Raw genomic sequence first — 20,736 nt, 5'->3', positions numbered from 1 at the left:
AGTCACGTCACGTTAATTGACAAAAATTCAAACTAATCCCGATCGCAATGCAACCACAGCTGCTTGTACTCTGTCATCTACCGAAAGTTTATTCATAATTCCCCGAACATGAGTTTTAATGGTGTTGGGACTGAGATATAGTTTTTCGGCGATTTCAGGATTACTCAAACCATCAACCATCAACCTCAATACATCTAGCTCCCGTTGCGATAAATTAGCAGTATTTCCTTGGTGGGAAGGAGGCTTGAGATTTTCAATTACTTTCCTGGCAATTTGCGGATCAAGATATGTAGCGCCTTCTACAGCCGCAGAAATTGCACTTAAAAGTCTTTCAACGGTTGCGCCCTTAATACAGTAAGCATCTGCGCCACTAGATAAAGCCGCAATAATCTCCGTTTCCGTTTGATGGGAGGTTAACATGACTACACGAACTTCCGGTAAAGCAGCTTTAATCTGTTGCGTTGCGGCAATGCCATCCAAACGCGGTAAGCCAATATCCATTACCACCAAATCTGGTTTGAGTTTCAACGCTGCCTGGACACCAAAATAGCCATCATCAGCTTGTCCAATAATTTCCAGTTGTGGATAAGCCATCAATGACTGTTCGAGTCCTAACTGCATCATTGGGTCATCTTCAACAATTAAAATGCGTAGGGGAGGGGTACCAATTGGTAGATTTAGGGACATTTTGAGAATAGGGGTGAGGGTGAAGTTTAACTAATAACTAAATAAATCTCAATTTCCTACAATCATTTTGTTGACTGGACAATCTTTTGGCAAAAAATAAATAGGTATTTCGGTATAGCGGGCACAGGTATTGTCATCAAAAATTGAGCATAAAAGCTTATCTACTATCTTCACATAAATCAATAGCTTTTGCAGCTTGATTATTTAACTAAAAGTAAATATTACATTTAGCAATTATTCATAAATATAAAATATCCCCGACTTGGAAGAGCAATCGAGGATATAAAATATGCTGTTTATACTATTACCAAATCTTATTACCAAATAATTACATATGCATCTTCTTGATTAACTCTACCAATGCCATTTAAAAGGGGATTGTGGGGTGTATTCGCCGCAACATTAATCACAGTACAATTACTATCAAAAAATAATACTTGTCCATTCCCAGGGGTAAACCAAAAATCCCGCACTTTCAAATTATTTGGTACTTTTAATAATGCAGCATCTCCATCTTTATAAATAGGTGGTTTTTGACCAAGAAATTTCACAAAGTCACGGTTACTAATTTGGAAAGAGGAGAATGTACCAATGTATACATTATTTTCATCAAATGCTAGACTACGAACTCTATTAGTATTGGAACGACTAGAACTAGGTAGTTGACGAGGTATGGAAAATTGCCCACGTTTTACCGTACCAGTGGATGCATCAACGATCGCATAATAACTAAAATGCGCTGATTTGGCATCAAATGCATTGTTGAACATGTCGTAGGTGACTAATGTGGATGTTGATAAGTCTTTGCCATTCCAACGATAAGCTGTATTGCCACCTGCGGATTCTCCGAGAACTGCGACTTCGCTGTCATTGGCGACAACTCGATACATGCGGGTATCTGCCATATCATTACCAAGTTCGTTACCGGAAAAACCCCAGGTTTGCCATAGTTGTGTCAAGGTATTGGTAATTTGGAAGCATCTTAAAAATGCACTTTGAACTGGTTGCTTTTTTTGGGCGTTGCGTTGGTTGTTGTAGCCAACGACGTAGAGTTGATTATTTTTGATGGCGATATCTTCGACAAAATCAGCGCTAATTGTGATTTGAGTTACGAGGTTGTGATTACTATTATCGAAAATACGAATGGTTTTATCTGTTAAGTATGCAGTAAAATCGCGATCGCTATCAACTCTGGCTTTTTGAGGAGGTGTGGGATTAATAAATACAGTTTTCAGGATATTTTCGCTGATACTGTACTTGAGTAATTCACCTTGAGTGGCGATGAATATATTCTCACTATTTTGATTAGTCTTGTCGCTGCTATGGGAAATATCAAATGCAGGTGTGCTTAAAGGTATTGCCGCAATAGGTTCGGGGTTAGTGGCGGCAATTTGAAATAAAGTATTTTCGTTGGTTACGAAAAGTTGATTTTGGCAATAAATAGCGGTACTAAGTTTACCAAGATTAAGATAGGTTGCCATTCTTGGTTGCGGAGGTTCCATCGATTTGGCAGTTTTGATGGAAATAGCGGATAAAGTGTTGTTGCCAGTAATATACAAACTGTCACCGACCAAAACAGCAGATGATATTTCATGGGGAGGTGTAGGAATACTGTACCAAGTTTGATTGTTCCACCAGAGAAGTTCTTGGGAACGGGAGTTGTATGTTAATAGGGAGGAGTTGCTCAGGGGAAATAATCGGATGTTTCCAGGTTGCGATCGCAATTGTTGCCATCCTGGATTATTATTATCTAGATTACTAAGGGAACGCTGCCATACACCTTGTTCTGTAGATGCATATAATATGCCATCGGCTGTTATGCACAATTGTCCAAATGGTCCAAATGGTTTACCGCTCAGATTCAGTAAATTGATATTTTCAGTAATATCTATTTGCCTATATAGTTGAGTTTCATCTTGATTTTCTTTTTGTAGCTGCCAAATAGTTTCTCTAGCGATGGGATTTTTATCTTGCTCAAAAAGTTGCTTGGCTCGAAATTTTAATCCAAACCAGAAATTATTGCCTTTGGCGGCAATTCCCACCGATTGATTTGATTTCCACAATTTGAGTGGTGGAATTTCAGCTTTTATCCAATTACTACCGGGAGTATATTGATGTAAATATCCAGCCTCATTAATACCCCATAAAGTATCACCATCAACTACGGCTAAATCAACAAAGCTACTGTTAGGAATTGCTTTCCACCCACTGGTTCCTAACTTCATTTCATAGGCTAGGGAATTTACAATTACATAGGTGACTGTATCACCGATTAGATATTGGGAAATACTTCCAGAATTGGGAGATGAGGCAACAATTTCCCATGTTGTGTTATCTCGATACTGCCAAACTCTATTTTTTAATGTTAATACTAAGCTGTTATTTTTACTTAGTTGAAGAGAAATTATTTTACTCGTATTGTCAGGTAATGAAATTTGTTTCCAAGTTACTATTGTCGAGTCAAGCACTGGAAAAGGGGAATTTACAGGCATTTCTTGTATTAAAGTCATATCCTGAACATATGTATAAATTTATAGCTTGGTGATAACATTGATTTTCCGCGAGTGAAAAGGGGGTAAGAGCCATGAGGGGTAAGGGCAGTATTTTGAGATTTTTAATGCTGGCTAGTACGTGAAGGCAGAAGTCAGAAGGCAGAAGGCAGAAGGCAGAAGACAGAAGACAGAAGACAGAAGGCAGAAGTCAGAAGCTTTTTGTCATTTTAGAATGGTTGCTTCATTTCCGCCGTACTGTACTAGGTAATTTTTAGGGATTGTTGATGTAAGGGTGAGGAGAAAACAATATCCCCAACTTTGTTATAATTGGGGATATATTCAGGATATATTCGGTATCTAAAATTAAAGCTTGGTATTTTTATTTAAGAGGCGATGTATAAAACAAACAGTAAGACCAAAGAAATCCCGTTTCTTTGATTTAAGTATCGAGCATTATCTGAATTTTTTGATGAGAAACCGAGTTGAGATAAGTTTTGGTTAGAAAGTCAAAAACTTAGAAATTTTCTAACAGAACTAGTATTCTAAAAATGCATCCTGATGACGAAATCTCCATCCACAATTAGATTACCACTAGTTAGGGTAAAAGCGATCAACAAATTTTCAATTGGCACGAAAATATTAGCGATCGCATTTGTAACCCTATCTACAGCTTGCGGTTCTTCAGTCAACCCTTCCAGTCATGCAATTGAAGTTTCGGAAAAAGTTAATGTTAAAGAAACTCAATTAAAACAGCGCCAAGCAGGAACAAATCAAACCTATGCTGATGTAGAAGCATTAGTAAACCTGGGAGCGCGGGTTACTGGTACAGATGCAGCCAAAAAAGCCAGTGTTTATTTAGCTGAACAATACCGTCAAGCCGGTTATAAAACCAAAATTCAGACTTTTACTTATACAAAATTTGTCGATTTAGAATCAAATATTATTGTTGACGGCAAAACAATTAAAGGATATTCCCTGAAAGGGACAATTCCCGGTAAAATCAAAGCGCCTTTGGTGGCAATTCCTAACTTTGGACGTAGCAGCGATTTTATCAAAACTAATCAGCTTAAAGGTGCGATCGCAATTATTAAACGCGGTGAGATTAAGTTTGCGGAAAAAGTACGTAATGCCGAAAAAGCAGGTGCTAGTGCCGTGATAATTTTCAACAACAAACCTGAACATTTACGCAGTGGAGCATTGGCAGCAACATCCAAAATTCCTGTTTTAGCAATTTCCGGGGAAGAAGGTGAAAAGCTAGTGGCGCAGACTCAAAAAAGTCCCTTGAATGTCACACTTAACGTTAACGGCAAAAACCAAGAAATCACAGGACGTAATGTTATCGCCCATCTTGAAGGTGTAACCCAACCTAAAATTATTGTAGGCGGTCATTACGATTCAGTAGAAGATGCTCCAGGAGCCAATGATAATGCTTCCGGTACAGCAGTTGTCCTATCCTTAGCCCGCAATCTTAAAAATTCGCCCCAGGCACGTCAAACTTGGTTCGTGGCTTTTGATGGCGAAGAAGACGGTTTACATGGTTCCCAGGCTTTTGTGGAGGCAGCAACGCCGCAATTCCTCACGGGCTTAAAAGGAATGCTGAACTTTGACATGGTTGGTGTCAACAAGCAATTACAAATTGGAGGAACACCATCATTAACAGCCCTAGCCCAAGTTGTAGAGCCAACAATACAGTTATTTGGTTCTAGTAGTTTAAATGGTGCGAGCAGTGATCATGCTTCATTTGCAGCGAAAAATATACCAGTGATGTTTTTCCATCGTGGTTTAGAGCCAAATTACCACAGCCCCAACGATAAAACAGTTGACCCCAAATTGCTTGAGCAAACCACCCAAGTGGGGATAGATATTATCAAGCGCTTGCTTCAGAGCTAATTGGGTTAGTAGTTAACAGTTAATAGTGATTGGTTATTGGTTAATAGTTATTAGTTATTAGGTAATGCTTCTGAGTTGCTGGTTAGTTGAGAGTTATATAGATAAATGTTCTTCATCAACATTCAGAACCCCATAAATTTGGTAACGAATTTGGAGAGTAGGTATGTGGAGACAAAGAAAAAACCCATAGATAAATTTGGGAGATATCTATAAATTAGTATGACCACTTAACCACTAACAATTAACAATTAACAATTAATAATTAACAACTCTAACAATGTCTGCTAACCTGACTTTTAAAAATCCTTACGTTATTGTTGCTCTTATTTCAATTGGCGCGATCGCATTTCTTGCCAGCAGTCAAACAATACCTAGCAAGGGAATTACTTCCGATCTGCCAATTGCCGAATCACCATCATATCGAGGAAATAGGCGTAATCTGGATACTAATTTTATTGCGATCGCAGTTGAGAGAACTGGTCCTGCGGTTGTGAGGATTGATTCATCACGTACCATCGATGATGATACCGACGGTAACTTTCGTCGTCGTGTGGCACGGGGAACTGGTTCAGGATTTATTATTAGTTCCAATGGTTTAATTCTCACCAATGCCCATGTAGTTGATGGTGCAGACAGGGTGACAGTAACTTTAAAAGATGGTCGCCGAATTGCTGGTAGGGTATTAGGTGAAGATAGACGTATGGATGTGGCTGTCATTCGGGTGCGCGAGCAAAATTTACCCAGTGTGAGCGTGGGCAACTCCGATAGTCTCAGACCAGGGGAATGGGCGATCGCAATTGGTAGTCCCTTGGGTTTAGATAATTCGGTGACAGTGGGAATTATTAGCGGTACGGGGCGATCGGGTCGCGCCCTAGGTGCAAGAGGAAGTCAATCCGCAAGTTTTATTCAAACCGATGCCGCAATTAATCCCGGTAATTCTGGAGGACCATTATTAAACCAACGCGGGCAAGTGATTGGGATGAATACTGCGATTATTCAAGGCGCTCAAGGATTAGGCTTTGCAATTCCCATTAATGAAGCTGAACAAATTGCCGATCGCTTGATTAATAGAAGGTGAATGCGATCGATATGATTTAGCTGCACATTAGCTTATCCCCAACTTTTACGAACAGCTGGGGATATCAACCTCAAAATTACAAATTAATTAATATACTCCACCACATCTTCAGTCTTAAATCTTACCTTCGGTCTTTGGGCACTGTGGTCTTCCTGCGAACGGTATCCAGCCGGACAAACCACAACTGCTTTATAACCTTGTGCAGGAAGTTCCAAAACCTCATCATATTGACTAGGGATAAAACCTTCCATAGGACAGGTATCAATACCCAAAAAAGCAGCCGCAGTCATAAACTGCCCCAAAGCAATGTAGACTTGGCGAGTAGACCATTCATTAATATCCAAAGGATAAGGTGGCTTATCCATGAACCCCTTGACTACAGAACCAAACTTTTGTAGATTTTCCACAGGTGTTTGCTGAACTTCCGCCATGCGATCGAGATAACGATCAACATCAGCAGCATTCAAGTCTTTTTTGATCGCAAATACAACCAAATGTGATGCATCCACAACTTGTGCTTGCCCCCAAGAATGTGGTAGCAACTGCTGACGTAATTCCGGATTGCTAACAACGAAAAATTTCCAAGGCTGTAGCCCAAAAGAAGAAGGAGCTAAAACCATACTTTGTTCTAGAGCCTTCCACACCTCATCGGGTATTTTTTTGCTAGGGTCAAATTTCTTGGTAGCATAACGCCATTGAAGTTGTTGGAGAACGGAATCTGGAGTAGATACTGCGCTGCTCATATACTAGCTCTCAATTTATTACTTCACAAAAAAGTATTGCTGAATCAAAGTTAGGTTTTCATGTAGGATTTTTTCTACAAAAACATACCTAAAATTCAGGAACACTCACAAATATTAACCATATAACAGGGTGTCATAAAATACGAATTTTCGCCTCACCCATCAGCAAATTTGTATGGCAAAGATTTCTCCTCAAAGAGAATACTCATGATATAATTGAGTTTTGCGGGTGACTAGCTCAATGGTAGAGCATCAGACTCTTAATCTGCTGGTTCTGGGTTCGAGTCCCAGGTCACCCATGGCTTTTGTCGTCTTAGATAAAGCATTTAAAGGTGATTCGCAGTTGTTTGCTAAAAACTTAGCAATAGAATTAGTTTTTTACAAAGTCAGATGATGCTCGATACTTAAATCCCAGAAACCAGGTTTCTTTGGTTTTATGTTGACTTTATACATAAACTCTAAAATAACAACATTCTTATACCAATTTTCTATGAAGCTGCATAGAAATGATGTTTATATAGCAAAGCTTTGAGCTAACTAATAATGTGCAACTTCACATTAGAATGGTATTACCTATTTTTTTATCCCTGGTATAGCTTCTTTCCACTGTCGTTAAATAAAGTCTGTCAACTATTGGTGACAAGTTAAGCTCATCAATAATTTGTCAATAAGTAATAGTGCTTAAAATCGTAATCATTTAATTGTTTTAAACAGTTAAATAAATACACAAAAAACTTGAGTAATTATACATCTAACGCCGAATCCAGAGATGTAGTGCTGACATGATATCAATCTTCATCGTTTAACAACAACTGATTATCTGCATCCAGAATTGTTAAAACTAATCATAGATTAAATAATATGCTTATCATTAGATATACTAATGAACGATGATATAAGTATTATTTAGAGTTACTATCGCTGATTTTTCTCAATCAGACAATTCCATTTTTAGCAATATAAAGCTACTCTATATCTATAAAGATTAATTAAATATGAAATTTGCATAAGTTGCAAAATTGGGGTGTCAGTGGTGAAGGAACTATTGGTGACAACCCCTGATTAATGCTACAAATCTAGAGGTAAATTGATGGTTCAATACTTACTTGACACCGTTTGGTTGGTGCCATGCTATGCCTTATTGGGTGGGCTTTTAGCACTACCTTGGTCGCCAGGGATTATACGTCGCATAGGTCCAAGACCGGCTGGTTATGTCAATTTAATTATGACATTTTCATCCTTGATTCATAGCGCGATCGCCCTATCGGCAACTTGGAATCAACCAGCAAAGGAAATATTTATTCCTTGGCTTTCGACTGCTGGTTTAAATCTGTCTATAGATATAGAAATATCTTCAGTTAGTGTTACAGCATTGGTTGTAATCTGCGGTTTGAATTTTTTGGCGCAGATTTATGCGATTGGCTATATGGAGATGGACTGGGGTTGGGGTCGTTTTTTCTCACTTCTGGGGTTGTTTGAAGGGGGATTATGTGCTTTAGCTCTATGCAATAACCTGTTCTTTAGCTATGTAATTCTGGAAGTATTGACCCTGGGAACCTACTTGTTGGTGGGACTGTGGTTTAGTCAACCTTTGGTGGTGACGGGTGCCCGCGACGCATTCTTAACCAAACGGGTGGGAGATTTGTTTTTGTTAATGGGTGTATTGGGTTTATTTCCCTTAGCCGGAACCTGGAATTATACAGATTTAGCGGCATGGGCAGCCACTGCTGAAGTTGACCCCACAATTATTACTTTAGTTTGCTTGGCTTTGATTGCGGGACCAATGGGTAAATGTGCCCAGTTTCCCCTGCATCTGTGGTTAGATGAAGCCATGGAAGGACCAGTTCCCAGTACAATCTTGCGGAATTCGGTGGTTGTCGCTTCCGGTGCTTGGGTATTGATTAAATTGCAGCCAGTATTTAGTTTGTCGCCGTTTGTATCTGCGGCAATGATTGCAATTGGTGCGGTGACAGCCATCGGTGCCTCTTTAATTGCGATCGCTCAAATTGATCTGAAGCGCTGTTTGTCCTATTCAGTAAGTGCTTATATGGGTTTGGTGTTTATTGCTGTGGGAACCCAACAGGATGAAGCGGCGCTGTTATTGGTACTCAGTCATGCTTTAGGGGCGGCATTGCTAGTTATGGCAACTGGTGCGGTCATTTGGAATAGTATTACTCAAAATGTGACGCAATTGGGTGGTTTATGGTCTCGTCGCCCCATTTCTGGATTAGCTTATGTAGTCGGGACTCTGGGATTAATTGGTTTTCCTCCCTTGGGTAGTTTCTGGGCAATGTTGCAGCTTGCCGATGCACTCTGGATAACTCACCCTTTATTGGTGGGGGTAATTATTCTAGTTAATGCTTTGACAGCATTTAGTTTAACTCGTGAATTTGGCTTAATTTGGGGCGGAAAAGCCAAACAGATGAGCGAGCGATCGCCTGAAGTTTCTTGGCAGATGATATTACCAATGATGATTTTATTCGGCTTTGTGTTGCATTTACCTTTGGTATTACAAAGCCTCTCGCTGTTACCGAGTTGGGCAATGCTTAATAAAGATGTGGCATTACTGTTGATTTGGTCGAGTATTTTTGGTTGCAGCTTAAGTTGTGTGATTTATCTAGGGAATATTATCCCCAAACCTGTACGTTTGCCCTTTAAACCTTTACAAAATTTACTTGCCTACGACTTTTATACACCGAAAATCTACAAGGCGAGTATTGTTTTGGGTGTGGATTTAATTTCCAAACTTACCGACCTTCTTGACCGTTTTGTAGTTGATGGCATCGTTAATTTAATTGGTTTACTTTCCCTCGGTGGTGGTGAAGGTCTGAAATATAGCAATTCGGGACAAACTCAGTTTTATGCACTCACAGTTTTGTTGGGATTGAGTGTATTGGGCGCATTTGTAACTTGGCAATTCTGGGGCGACCAATTTTTAGATTTAATGTCGGCTTCAGTATCAATGTTGCCAACTCTTGAATTTTAATTGATTGAGTCTGATGAACCCGAAATATTATCTCAATTCACGGGATAATTATCTTTTTGCCCTTCTATTTTGTCGATTAAAAAACATCCAATCAAAAATCAATCACCAATAAAATCATGCTGAGTGTTTTAATTTGGGCACCTATTATTGGGGCGCTAATGATTGCGTTGCTACCGCAAAAACTACCTGCTGTTAATGTGAGATTAGTTGGCTTATTCATCTCTGGATTAACACTACTTTGGAACCTTTTCATCTTATTAAAATTTGATGTGGCGAATCCAGGAATGCAACTGCAAGAAAATATTCCTTGGAACGAAACCTTGGGTTTAAATTATCAGTTAGGTGTCGATGGATTATCCATTCTGATGCTGGTTCTCAATAGCCTGTTAACTTGGATTGCGATTTATAGCAGTAGCAAAGATACACCACGTCCTCGCTTTTTCTACTCCCTAGTTTTACTTGTAAGTAGCGGAGTTGCCGGGGCATTTATGGCAGAAAATTTACTGCTATTTTTCCTGTTTTACGAATTAGAATTAATTCCCTTTTATCTATTAATTTCAATTTGGGGTGGCGAAAAAAGAGCTTACGCTGGCATTAAATTTTTAATTTATACTGCGGTTTCCGGTGCATTAATTCTGGCTACATTCTTGGGAATGGTGTGGTTGACAGGCTCCAAATCCTTTGCCATGAGCGACATCTCCACACAATCCCTGTCAGCAACACTACAATTAATCCTCCTGATTGGCATTGTCTTGGGCTTTGGCATCAAAATTCCCTTAGTGCCATTTCATACATGGTTGCCAGATGCTTACGTCGAAGCATCCGCACCGATCGCGATTTTATTGGGTGGGGTATTAGCAAAACTAGGAACCTACGGTTTACTCAGATTTGGCATGGCAATGTTTCCCAATGCTTGGAGTACGATCGCCCCAACCTTAGCAATTTGGGGTGCAGGTAGCGCCATTTATGGAACCTTAACTGCGATCGCTCAAAAAGATATTAAGCGGATGGTTGCTTATAGTTCCATCGGACATATGGGTTATATTCTCCTCGCTGGTGCTGCTAGTACACCTCTAGCACTCGTAGGTGCGATCGCGCAAATGTTTAGCCACGGCATTATCTTGGCGATTCTCTTCCACTTGGTTGGGGTTGTGGAAGCTAAGGTGGGTACTCGTGAACTCGATAAACTCAACGGTTTAATGAGTCCGATTCGTGGCTTACCTCTTGTGAGTGCATTCTTGGTGTTGGGAGGAATGGCAAGTGCGGGAATTCCGGGGATGACTGGATTCATCGCTGAATTTATCGTTTTCCAAGGCAGTTTCTCAGTATTCCCAATTCCCACCTTAATGTGTGTGATTGCCACAGGTTTAACTGCGGTGTATTTCGTTATCCTCCTCAACCGCACCTGTTTTGGCAAATTGGATAATAATTTAGCGTACTATTCTCGCGTTTTTTGGTCAGAAAAAATGCCAGCTTTTATCTTAGCTGCATTAATTATTTTCCTAGGAGTACAACCAAATTGGTTAGTACGTTGGAGTGAACCCACAACTACAGCCATGGTGGCAGCAATTCCCCAAATCAAAACACAAATCAAAACAACAACTTCTCCCCAAATAGCACTGAAATAATTACCTAAAATCCCAAATTCCAAACAGGAAAATAGCAATGGTACTAACACCAGAAAAACCAACAACTAAACTACCACCTTCAACACATGAATTCGCGGAAATAATTCATCGGCTCGAAGCTGGTGGTTCAATGCTACCCGATACACCAGAAAACTTAATGCAAATTATTGGTATTTATAAAGCTTATGCAGTACCAATGGATTTCTATTGGCGTGATTTACTTTATATTGCCGAACAGGTATTTTTAGACCCATTTCCCTTTTTTAAATACTTTATCTCCGATGAATATTTGCAGCGTCACAACCACTATGCAGGTGATGATGCCGACTTAAGAATTTGGCGTGGTGTCGCTACAGCCCACCCTGAACTTTTGGCATTTATGGAAAAGGGTGAAACCACCAAAATGCCCAAATTACTCCATCACCTGCTACACGATCGCATTAATATGGAGTTTGCTGAAGCTTGTATGCGGGCAATGCTCTGGCATCGACACATGTATGCACCTGTGAACAAATTCGATGCTTATCTAGACTCTGACGAATACCGGGCTAATGCAGATAGAGCAATCAAAGCCTATTTTCAAGGCAATCCCGCAATGTTGGCGCTGTACAAACTCTTCCCCGATATGTTTTTGGAACAATGCCGGCAGATGTCATACTACGCCAATCTGGGCTTATTCTGGGAAGTCATGGCTCCCGTCTTCTTTGAAATGTCCGATATTTACGACGAAGGTGGCTTCAAAGGTGTACCCGATGCCATGAACTTTTTAGTCAATGGCATCTTTGCGATCGCAGGTCGTCCAATTTACCACCATGTCTATATTAACGGTGAATGCTACGAAATCATTCCCAAATCCAAGGGTTTTACCTGGTTATACGAAGCCGCATTACCCTACGTTGAAGCTGTCTTTTACCGTACTGCTCCCTTCCGTGGTACAAAATCTTACAATGCTCAAGCTGGTCAAGTACCCGACGAACAAAAAGACTTTCACTACGGAATCCTTTATGCAGATGTATTTCCCGTGGGAACTGCTGGCATCCCACCCACATTGTTAATGCAGGATATGTTGCACTTTTTACCAAAATATCTGGTGGATTATTACCAGCAACATTGTCGTGGAGAAGAAGACATGTTGATTCAATTGGGAGTTAGTTTCCAGCGATCGATGTATAATGTCACCTCCGCAGTTATTCAAGCATTACGGACAGCATTGTTATATCCATTAGATGACCCCAACTCCAGACATTTACAAGCCAACCGCGATTTTTTTGAAACCCAGCTAAACCGCTTCTGTCGTCACGAATATAATATGCGCGATGCCGCTAAATTGCGCCAAATTCAAAGCCAAGATTATCGGTGATACAAGAGGCTCTGCCTCTTGACTATCGGTTCCCAGAACCTGGAGAACAAGTTTACAAAACAAAATAAGACTAAAGAAACCCGGTTTCTGGGATTTAACTATCGAGCATCATCTGACTTTTTGAAGAGAAACCGGGTTTCTCACTGCGCGGCTATCCTTAATATTTACCTTATAAACGGTCTCTTATATCGTTTCTCCAAAATCTGGCAACACATAAAATAAATCTCCCTGTCTCTGCATCTGTGCGTCCCCGCGTCACCATCCGTTATTTTTTTTGGAGAATTGGTATCACTGTGTCACCAGCTTCCCCTGAAAAATCATCCAGAAATCGGTAAAAACCCTTTGCCTTCGTCGCCAAGATTAGATTAAAGTTAAAAAGTGTAACAAAGTATCACTTTTCTTTTAAGCTTTTAAAACGAGCTGTTCGCGATCGCTGTTTAGATTTATATATAAAAGTCCATGCAAAACTGTTTTTGGCGGCGAATTTTGGCATTTTTGGCGGCATTTTTCTTAGCTGGTTCGATTTGGGCAATACAACCGACCCAAGCTTACGCCTACGACAACCCAGACTTATTACCAGATCATCCCACCCCAGTTGTCGATTTAGCCAAAACCCTCACCGACATCCAAGAAAAAAATTTAATTCAAGAGCTTAATAATTTTCAGGAGGAAACTGGCTGGAAATTACGAGTTTTGACCCAGTATGATAAAACTCCTGGTCGGGCGGTTATCAATTTTTGGGGCTTAGATGACAAGAGTATTTTGCTAGTTGCTGATTCTCGTGGTGGTAATATTCTCAGCTTTAGTGTTGGTGACGCAGTATACGACCTCCTATCTCGAACATTCTGGATTGAACTGCAAACCCGATTTGGGAATTTGTATTATGTCCGCGAAAATGGCGAAGACCAAGCAATTCTTGATACTTTGAAAACTGTGGAGAGTTGTTTGCGCCGGGGTGGTTGTAGCGTCGTACCGGGACTTCCACGGGAACAATGGATTTTGACCCTAATTACTTCGACTATTGGTGGTGTAATTTGCGGTTTCGCCGCACAACCCCGTAAAGAAGGACAAGTTTTTGCTTGGCAGTGGGCTTTGATTTTTTCTCCCCTATGGGGAATTTTATTCCTCGCCTTCGGTATTGGTCCCGTTGTCACACGCACTTCAGAATGGCTACCTTTGGTTCGTAATATTGCTGGTTTTGCAATGGGTGCGATTGTTGCCTATCTCTCGCCAGTTTTTGGGCGACCTCCGTCTAATGCGGAGAGTTAATGCTGAGTGGTGATGACTAATCACTGACCACTTAGTAAAAATAAATTAATAAATAAATAAATTAATTAATTAATTAATCATTAACAATTAATTTATTTGGTTTGTAGGGGGGCAAAAGAAAGATTTTGTCGCCCTACAATCATTTTTGTTTGTTTCACAATCTCAAATTCCTTTAGCGTCCAGAGATGCGAACAGGAGCCTCCAGAGACAATACATAAACGCTGTTTTGGGGGATTTGGACAATGCGGGTATTTTCAGGCGATCGCAACCCGGAAACTAAGCCGATTAAGCTACCACCCATTGCCCCACGGTCAAATTTTTCTGGGTCGCCACCGGACACAAAACCAAGGGCACTACCACCAATCCTGCCCCAAATTGCACCGTTTTCCACTGCTTTATCGTTGGCGCGTTTGTGGGTAATTGTTGTTCCGGGAATTATTTGGCTGGAAGCGTTAATTGCCACAATTCGACCGTTAACAACAATTGATTGAGCAATAATTTTGACACCACCTTTTGTTGGTTTGAGAACAATTGTAACTGGTGTATTTTCGGGGGCAATCACATTACCTTGTCCGTCTTTGATGGCGCTAGAAAGGGGAACTGTGACGGGAAATTCTTGTTTTTGACCAGCATCTACGTTAATGGCGGCGGGGAAAGACACGATGATGGCAGTGTCTTGAGGAATGGTCATTTCTGATATCGTAATTTCTGATGCAGTTACTGGAATGGGTGAAGATACAGGTTGAACTTGAGGTTGAGTTGTCGGTGTGGTTTGGGCATGGCTAGGCAATGCAACTGTACTGAGTACGGAGACGGAAGCAACTAAGCTGACAATAAGTTTTGTGTTGATTGTGTTGATTGTGTTAATTGCGTTAATTGCGTTGATTGCGCTCATGGCTTTTATCCTGGGTGAGTGAAATGTTTTGTTTGCTTTCACTCCTTCATATGTCGCTTGAGATGTTTTTATGCAGTGTTTGTTCGCAGATTCGGAAATAAATTCATGAAGTTTTGGTTTTTCTGGATACAAATAACCCCACCCTGCTTTTAACTACGCCAAAATCGCTGGGAGGGGCACAAACACATAAAAATCACCTTTCATTACCGATGTCTCAACAGCCATTGCCAACCTGAACCTTGACGATTCGACCAATTATCCGCGTATTCCCCATTTTCATCAAAAGTATAATTTAAATCATTTGTCGGCTCATTAACACGAATTTTGACATCGCGACAGAAACCTTCCACATCAATGAGGATTTCATTGGCTTGATTTGGACGCAAAAGGCGATCGCGAATTAGTCTACGGTTGTTGTCTGCATTCCCAGATGGGTATTGTTGATTGCGCCTGATTGGTAAACATCGCACCCGAATCACAGTTTCCGCCTGTTGGCGATCGAGTTGATGATCTAGTAAATATGGAAATACAGGTTCTCGATAATGCTCCCTATTTACAGATTGGGCAGTAGCTAAAGGCACAATAACTAAAGATACAGCAATACCAAATATAATTATTTTCGATAAATTTTTCATTTTCAGCCTGGGAATAATGATCGAATTTAAACGCAGCAAAGGACGGGCAAGAAGCCCATCCTGCAAGAGTCATCACAATTATGAGTCGGAATTATTTATCTTCAATGAGTTGATTTACTTGCTGTCCGCGACGACCTGTTTTAATTTCATAACGGCGAGTTAAATTATCTTGGTAGTTCATATCTCTAGCCGCAGCAGAATTGACAAATGCATCACAATTTTTGCCCTGAACTACTGTGGAAGAATTACTGCTAATTTTCTCGGCGTGGTTGGTCTTTTTGTCGCTCGATTGACTTGCCTGCTGGCTCCCTTGACTACCACCGCTTCCACTAACACTGACAATACCTAAGAAGCTACCACCGCCACCACCAGCATTATTATGGCTTTTTGATGAATTTGCACGGGTAGAAGTGGAACTCGAACTGGCAATATCGCTGGAATTAGCACGAGTATTATTACCTAAACCGACATCAGTACACAAGGCGCGGGGGTCATTTGCGAGGGTTTTTTGGTCAACCCAAGATTGATGATCACCTAATCCTTGAATTTCGCTATTTCCCACGGGTGCTGAACTATTTGCAGGTGCGCTAGATTTCGCATCGCCTGCGGGTTGTGTATTTACAGGTTTAAAAACACCAGCAGCAGTATTCGCAAATGGATTTGCTTGTGCAGGCATGGAAACAGAAACGAGAGTAGCAGCAGCAAGAAAAGAACCAGTGAGTGCGCGAAGTTTCATCTTGAGTCACCTAAATTTTACTGAGTTTAATAGTGTTGTTTATTACTTGAGTTTTTCAACCCTTCACTCACTCATATGTCGGACTTCACTGGTTTATGCAGGTGATATTATTTCCGCCTAAATACCGACGATAAAACTGACGCGGAGATGGGGAGATAGAGGGACGCGGAGAGATTTAATTAACTATTCCTCGACCAGCCAAACTGGCAACAACTGCAATCAATTCTTCCGGCTCTACTGGCTTGGGCAAGTGTAATTGAAAACCTTCTTGAATTGCCCGCATTCTATCTTCGGTACGGGCATATGCCGTTAATGCTGCTGCCGGAATATTTCCCCCATCTTCTGGTTTCATCTGGCGAATTTTCCGGATTAAAGAGTATCCATCTTCAGTCGGCATACCGATATCGCTTACCAATACATCGGGTTGGGATTGGCTGATACAAGCGATCGCTTCGCTCACTGATGTAGCTGTTTGTACCTGGGCTTGTGACTGCTCCAAGACGGTGACAAGAAAATCGCGGGTATCGGCTTCATCATCCACAATTAGCACGCGCACCCCAGCTAGGGAAGGTAAGGGGGACAAGGGGGGATGCAGGGGGGTAGATGGAGGATTTTCCTCTTGGCGGTACAACAGGGGTAGTTTGACGGTGAATGTTGCCCCTTTCCCAGTACCTGGACTATCGGCGCTGACGGTTCCCCCATGGAGTTCGACAAGATGTCGGACAATTGCTAAACCTAAACCTAAGCCACCGTAGGTACGGGTGCTGGAACTGTCTTCTTGACGAAACCGATCAAAAACGTAGGGTATAAATTCTGGTTTAATCCCCATGCCGCTATCACGAACTTGGATGAGAACAGTTTCGGGATTGCTTTCAATCGCTAATTTGATTTCGACTTCTCCACCGGGATTAGTAAATTTGATGGCGTTTGTGAGTAGATTCCAAATCACTTGTTGCAGGCGTTCAGCATCACCCGTGACAAATAGCTTGGGGTAGAAAATCGCTGCTTGGTTGCGGGAAATTTGTCCTTGAGTCTGTTTATTTAGGGAAACTATTTTTTGACTGGCTTCCCATTCCGTATCGCGGATGGAAAAGAGGATTTCGATTTCTTTGGCGGCGGCGGCGATGCGTACTGTGTCAATCGCAGCTTCAACGATGGGAACTAAGTTACATGAAGTGACGTTGAGGCGCAATTTTCCGCGTACAATCCGGGAAATATCTAGTAAATCTTCAATCAGTTGCTTTTGATTGCGGGCGTTACGTTCAATGGTTTCCAATGCCTGAATTTTTTTCGCCTCATCCAACTGGGGACGAGTCCGCAATAATTGTGCCCATCCAAATATTGCATTTAATGGCGATCGCAGTTCATGGGAAAGTACGGCTAAAAATTCATCTTTCATGCGGTTGGCTTCACGCAGTTGTTCGGTTTGCTGCTGTAATGAACCAACTAGGCGCGAACGTTCAATTGCGATCGCAATTTGATCGCAAACTGCTTGCATCATCCCAATTTCGTTTTGAGTAAACCGCAATTTGCTTAAACTACCAAATCCTAGGGTACCAAATAATTGTCCCCCAGAAATTAATGGATAGCTAGCAAATGCGGTGATTCCCAAACTACGAATCACATCAGCTTCTGGAGCAGTTGAGTTTTGTACATCTTCCAGGGTAAGAAAGTGGCGATTTATTGCTGCTTTCCCGCATATCCCTTGGTTGAAATGCAAAGTTGTGACTTGATTGGCAAATTCCTCGCTGACTCCTTTATATGAAGCCAGATGTAATTGTTGCTGGCTTTCATCTACTAAAAAGTTAAAGTAACAATCTAAACCTATCTGCTCCGATAAACTGTGGAATACACTGTCCAAAAGGGCAATTGGTTGTTGGCTAGAGAGTAAATCACTAGCGGTTCCAAACAATAGTTGTAGCCTTCTATAACCAAGAGATAGGGCTTTTTCTACATACTTGCGATTGCTAATATCTTGGAACATTAACACGCAAGTTGCAGCATGACCATGCATTGCTGGTAATGTATCTGCAAATATCAGTAGCGAACGAATCCCACCCGGAGTATGCCAATCCATCTCAATGCTTTCCAGACGTTCTCCACGAGCAACCCTTACCCCCGGCATTTGTTCATCGGGAATCGGATTTCCTTCCGCATCGGTACAGTGGTAAACGGTATGATATTCCTCTGCCCGCTTACCTTTAGGAAATTCCCCGCCAGCTAGCTCATCTGCGGCATGATTAGCAAATACAACTTTTGCGGTTTTTGGTTCGATTAATAACAATGGTGAGGGCATTAAATTCAGTAAATATTCTAACCATTGCTGTTGACTGCGGAGGCTGGCTTCGCTCTCGTGTAATGCCGCTTCAACTTGTTTGCGTTCGCTTAAGTCTAAAATAAATGCTATTGATTCTTGGCGTTTTTCCCCCGCTAAAGCATAACCAACCAAAACGGGAATCCGAGTCCCATCTTTGCGAATATACTCTTTTTCATAGGGCTTGCAAGCGCCATCTTTTTGAGCCTCAGCAATCCGCTCTTTTTCTAAATCCCAATACTCGGATGGGGTAATATCCTGCCAACGTATCCTACCCGCTTCCAATTCCTCGCGATTGTAGCCGATGATGCGTAAATATTCATCGTTAGCATTGCTAATATTTCCATAAATATCACCAAACAAAATTCCAACTACATTCGCTTCTACAAAGCTTCGCAGCCTTTCCTCATTGGCATTTAGTGCTGCTTGGAATCTGTCGCGTTGACGAATCAAACGTTCAATCCCTAACGCACCATACCAAATTAACAATAAAAATACTAATATTGATGCGATCGCAAACAATGATAATGCAAGGACTGCGTCAAAAAAACCTGTCCGCAAACCTTGTAAAATCAAGCATTCCAAAAATAAAGGTACGAGTACAGTAGCCACTAATAATCGTCGCACCAACAAACCGCCATAGCCATCGCTTGTAATTAATCGCATGTTCTTTTGCAACACAAGCTGTTGAATTTTACCATCAAAGTTTTAAACACTGCATCGTTCAACAACAGTATTTTCCAGCGACGTGTTCTCGGAATTATTTATCTGTCTGCTAATCTTTACTTTTATCCATAGTTTTCCCGGAAAAATCTACCTTAATGTAGATTTCAAACATGGAAAAAACAGTTAGTGAGTGCAAATATTGAGATTAATTTGTATTAAGGGTAGTGGAGAATGGGGATTGTAGTTTTGGCTTGCAGTTATCCCCATGCCCTAATTAATTAAAATAATTTAAATCGCCCTAGCTGAGTTTCCATAGTATTAGTGAGAACTTTATTTAATTCTTTAATATCTTTAAATTGTAAAATTTGGCTGGGGGGTAAATCGAAAGGGAATTGTCCCGGCATTTCGGGACGCTGCATGTGGGATAGTAAAATTTGCTCAGTACGCTTGCTTTGGATAGCGTAGCCAATGTCAATACAAACATTGGGGCTAGGAATCAATTGCGGTGTTTCTTCGCCATCAATGCGGGCTATAGGTGTTACATCCGCAATAAATAGTAAACTTCTACGAATTTTTCGCATCATTGTGCGGTTAAGGCGTGCAGGTGCATCTTTGGGGCGGTATGATTCAACAAGAGCTAGAGGTAATCGCGATCGTTTATTCAAAATCTCTAAGCTATGCTGCAAAGCTTCGCGCAATGCCTGACTAGCAGTTGGATACTCAATTTGATGACAAAAAAAGATTGTTGGTTCCAATTGCGCCAACAATGCCTGCTTGGTAAAGTAAATCTCATGGCTAATTAAATCAATATTCGCGACGCAATAGCCACCACTACCCTCAACATAAAACTCGACATTCTCACCTTCGATATAGCGCCCAAACCAAGTCGACTTTTTAATCTCATCAATATCATCCAAAAAATCAGCTCGCAAACCCGATTTCAACAAGCTTTTTTTACTCAAGCGGATATCTGCCGGACGTTTTTCCAGTTCATGAATCGGCTCGTAATCCTGAAGATACCACGCTCTGAGAGCAATTATGGACATAAGACGCTACTTTAACGTAATGAATGCAAATAACTGCGTATTAGCTTACACCTTGTTGCGCGCATCAGAACAAAGGAATCATGTAAAAATAAGTAGTGCAAGCGTCTCGCTTGCTATTTCCCAAAGGTAGGCAAGAAGGCAGAGGATTACAGAATTGGAAAGTGATGGCGACACAGAGGAAAAAATCTCAAATCCTTCAGTACAGAATTATAGCAATTCTCAAAAAGGAAGCAACAGATTTAGGAGGCAGTGATGTGGAGAGGGTGTGACGCGGAGATGATGTATCGTCAGCTTTTAGAGAAATAGCATTA

15 protein-coding genes and 1 tRNA gene are annotated in these 20,736 nt (G+C 41.1%); 8 read left to right on the top strand and 8 right to left on the bottom strand.

What is annotated here, in order from left to right; all coding sequences use genetic code 11:
- Positions 1-27: 27 nt before the first annotated feature.
- Both VB733_RS13775 and VB733_RS13770 read right to left on the bottom strand, forming a co-directional pair.
- Positions 28-687, bottom strand: a complete 660-nt coding sequence (locus tag VB733_RS13775; protein WP_323340626.1) for a response regulator transcription factor — start codon at positions 685-687, stop codon at positions 28-30.
- Between the two features lie 317 nt (positions 688-1,004).
- Positions 1,005-3,197, bottom strand: a complete 2,193-nt coding sequence (locus tag VB733_RS13770; protein WP_323340625.1) for a hypothetical protein — start codon at positions 3,195-3,197, stop codon at positions 1,005-1,007.
- Positions 3,198-3,737: 540 nt separating this feature from the next.
- Here VB733_RS13770 and VB733_RS13765 point away from each other — a divergent pair.
- Positions 3,738-5,069, top strand: a complete 1,332-nt coding sequence (locus tag VB733_RS13765; RefSeq protein ID WP_323340624.1) for a M20/M25/M40 family metallo-hydrolase — start codon at positions 3,738-3,740, stop codon at positions 5,067-5,069.
- Between the two features lie 277 nt (positions 5,070-5,346).
- On the top strand, positions 5,347-6,147 hold the full coding sequence (locus VB733_RS13760) for a trypsin-like peptidase domain-containing protein (RefSeq protein WP_416336317.1): 801 nt from the start codon (positions 5,347-5,349) through the stop codon (positions 6,145-6,147).
- A gap of 83 nt (positions 6,148-6,230) precedes the next feature.
- Here the strand turns inward: VB733_RS13760 and VB733_RS13755 are convergent, their stop codons facing one another.
- Positions 6,231-6,890: an NAD(P)H-dependent oxidoreductase gene (locus tag VB733_RS13755; RefSeq protein ID WP_323340623.1), complete on the bottom strand. Its 660-nt coding sequence runs from the start codon at positions 6,888-6,890 to the stop codon at positions 6,231-6,233.
- Positions 6,891-7,117: 227 nt separating this feature from the next.
- Here VB733_RS13755 and VB733_RS13750 point away from each other — a divergent pair.
- From VB733_RS13750 to VB733_RS13730, 5 genes are all read left to right on the top strand, one after another.
- Positions 7,118-7,189: transfer RNA gene (locus VB733_RS13750), tRNA-Lys, on the top strand.
- 791 nt (positions 7,190-7,980) lie between these two features.
- Positions 7,981-9,876 carry an NAD(P)H-quinone oxidoreductase subunit F gene (locus VB733_RS13745; RefSeq protein WP_323340622.1) on the top strand — a complete coding sequence of 632 codons (1,896 nt, stop codon included), beginning with the start codon at positions 7,981-7,983 and terminating at the stop codon, positions 9,874-9,876.
- A 116-nt stretch (positions 9,877-9,992) separates the two neighbouring features.
- A complete protein-coding gene (locus VB733_RS13740) occupies positions 9,993-11,504 on the top strand; it encodes an NADH-quinone oxidoreductase subunit M (protein WP_323340621.1) in 1,512 nt (503 codons plus the stop codon).
- Between the two features lie 37 nt (positions 11,505-11,541).
- On the top strand, positions 11,542-12,864 hold the full coding sequence (locus tag VB733_RS13735; protein WP_323340620.1) for a CO2 hydration protein: 1,323 nt from the start codon (positions 11,542-11,544) through the stop codon (positions 12,862-12,864).
- A gap of 459 nt (positions 12,865-13,323) precedes the next feature.
- Positions 13,324-14,133 (top strand): TPM domain-containing protein, encoded by an 810-nt coding sequence (locus VB733_RS13730; RefSeq protein WP_323340619.1) that lies wholly within the window; start codon positions 13,324-13,326, stop codon positions 14,131-14,133.
- A gap of 172 nt (positions 14,134-14,305) precedes the next feature.
- Here VB733_RS13730 and VB733_RS13725 read toward each other — a convergent pair whose 3' ends face one another.
- The 5 genes from VB733_RS13725 to VB733_RS13705 all read right to left on the bottom strand — a co-directional run bounded on the left by VB733_RS13725 (position 14,306) and on the right by VB733_RS13705 (position 20,425).
- Complete coding sequence (locus tag VB733_RS13725; RefSeq protein ID WP_323340649.1) at positions 14,306-14,983, bottom strand: hypothetical protein; 678 nt, start codon at positions 14,981-14,983, stop codon at positions 14,306-14,308.
- A 248-nt stretch (positions 14,984-15,231) separates the two neighbouring features.
- A complete protein-coding gene (locus VB733_RS13720; RefSeq protein WP_323340618.1) occupies positions 15,232-15,663 on the bottom strand; it encodes a hypothetical protein in 432 nt (143 codons plus the stop codon).
- 91 nt (positions 15,664-15,754) lie between these two features.
- The gene (locus VB733_RS13715) at positions 15,755-16,399 is read right to left on the bottom strand and encodes a hypothetical protein (RefSeq protein ID WP_323340617.1); all 645 of its coding nucleotides are present in this window, start codon (positions 16,397-16,399) and stop codon (positions 15,755-15,757) included.
- Between the two features lie 175 nt (positions 16,400-16,574).
- The gene (locus VB733_RS13710; RefSeq protein WP_323340616.1) at positions 16,575-19,379 is read right to left on the bottom strand and encodes an ATP-binding protein; all 2,805 of its coding nucleotides are present in this window, start codon (positions 19,377-19,379) and stop codon (positions 16,575-16,577) included.
- Positions 19,380-19,657: 278 nt separating this feature from the next.
- Complete coding sequence (locus VB733_RS13705) at positions 19,658-20,425, bottom strand: hypothetical protein (RefSeq protein WP_323340615.1); 768 nt, start codon at positions 20,423-20,425, stop codon at positions 19,658-19,660.
- Positions 20,426-20,520: 95 nt separating this feature from the next.
- On the opposite strand from VB733_RS13705, the gene VB733_RS13700 reads away from it, so the two are divergent.
- Complete coding sequence (locus VB733_RS13700) at positions 20,521-20,694, top strand: hypothetical protein (protein WP_323340614.1); 174 nt, start codon at positions 20,521-20,523, stop codon at positions 20,692-20,694.
- Positions 20,695-20,736 lie beyond the last annotated feature (42 nt).

It is taken from the genome of Calothrix sp. UHCC 0171, assembly GCF_034931845.1.
Lineage (GTDB): Bacteria > Cyanobacteriota > Cyanobacteriia > Cyanobacteriales > Nostocaceae > Brunnivagina.
This window is presented reverse-complemented; position numbering and strand designations above follow the sequence as displayed.

Bases quoted from the DNA above. Each gene is read 5' to 3' on its own strand.
- VB733_RS13775 (WP_323340626.1), bottom strand. From the start codon at position 687: ATGTCCCTAAATCTACCAATTGGTACCCCTCCCCTACGCATTTTAATT.
- VB733_RS13770 (WP_323340625.1), bottom strand. From the start codon at position 3,197: ATGACTTTAATACAAGAAATGCCTGTAAATTCCCCTTTTCCAGTGCTT.
- VB733_RS13765 (WP_323340624.1), top strand. From the start codon at position 3,738: ATGACGAAATCTCCATCCACAATTAGATTACCACTAGTTAGGGTAAAA.
- VB733_RS13760 (WP_416336317.1), top strand. From the start codon at position 5,347: ATGTCTGCTAACCTGACTTTTAAAAATCCTTACGTTATTGTTGCTCTT.
- VB733_RS13755 (WP_323340623.1), bottom strand. From the start codon at position 6,890: ATGAGCAGCGCAGTATCTACTCCAGATTCCGTTCTCCAACAACTTCAA.
- VB733_RS13745 (WP_323340622.1), top strand. From the start codon at position 7,981: ATGGTTCAATACTTACTTGACACCGTTTGGTTGGTGCCATGCTATGCC.
- VB733_RS13740 (WP_323340621.1), top strand. From the start codon at position 9,993: ATGCTGAGTGTTTTAATTTGGGCACCTATTATTGGGGCGCTAATGATT.
- VB733_RS13735 (WP_323340620.1), top strand. From the start codon at position 11,542: ATGGTACTAACACCAGAAAAACCAACAACTAAACTACCACCTTCAACA.
- VB733_RS13730 (WP_323340619.1), top strand. From the start codon at position 13,324: ATGCAAAACTGTTTTTGGCGGCGAATTTTGGCATTTTTGGCGGCATTT.
- VB733_RS13720 (WP_323340618.1), bottom strand. From the start codon at position 15,663: ATGAAAAATTTATCGAAAATAATTATATTTGGTATTGCTGTATCTTTA.
- VB733_RS13715 (WP_323340617.1), bottom strand. From the start codon at position 16,399: ATGAAACTTCGCGCACTCACTGGTTCTTTTCTTGCTGCTGCTACTCTC.
- VB733_RS13710 (WP_323340616.1), bottom strand. From the start codon at position 19,379: ATGCGATTAATTACAAGCGATGGCTATGGCGGTTTGTTGGTGCGACGA.
- VB733_RS13705 (WP_323340615.1), bottom strand. From the start codon at position 20,425: ATGTCCATAATTGCTCTCAGAGCGTGGTATCTTCAGGATTACGAGCCG.